Source organism: Leucobacter sp. M11, from assembly GCF_035726885.1.
GTDB lineage: Bacteria > Actinomycetota > Actinomycetes > Actinomycetales > Microbacteriaceae > JAPFRB01.
In genome coordinates this window covers 119,400-119,910 of the sequence record NZ_JAPFRB010000005.1, presented here as the reverse complement: position 1 = coordinate 119,910, position 511 = coordinate 119,400, and the positions used below count along the sequence as shown (strand labels likewise).

General features: G+C 68.9%; 1 protein-coding gene. It reads right to left on the bottom strand.

The annotated features are described in order from the left end of the window. The coding region (locus tag OOT08_RS15865) for an ABC transporter permease subunit (RefSeq protein ID WP_442916271.1) at positions 1–482 on the bottom strand (482 nt) is incomplete at its 3' end. Between the last annotated feature and the right edge of the window lie 29 nt (positions 483–511).

Sequence of the window (511 nt, the reverse complement as noted above, 5' to 3'; positions counted from 1 at the left end):
AGGCCGATCCCGCTGCGCTGCACGAGCCACCAGAGCCCCGGAGCCAACACCAACAGGCCGAGATAGGTCATCGGATACTGGGCGAAGACGCCGCTGTCCGAGAACAGCCGCGAGAACTTTTCCACGACCACGAGCGGTCCGCTGCCGAACATGAGCCGGTTCACGACGTCCATCGCCGCGACGCTCAGCAGCGTCGTCCCGATCCCCGCGACGTGCTGGTTGACCCCCAGGCTCACCGTGAGCACCGCCATGAGCACGCCGGTCACGACTCCCCCGAGGATCGCGGCGAGCACCCCGAGCGCCGCGGAATCGGTCTGCACCGCCGTCACGAAGCCGAGGAAGGCCCCGGAGTACATCGTGCCCTCGATCCCCAGGTTGAGCACCCCGGCGCGCTCGTTGAGCATCGCACCGAGCGCGGCCCACACGAGCGGCGTGGAGATCGTGAGCGCGGCGGCCAGGATCCCGAAGAGCTGAGCGCTCATGCGCGAGCCTCCCGGTCATCCGCAGCGTT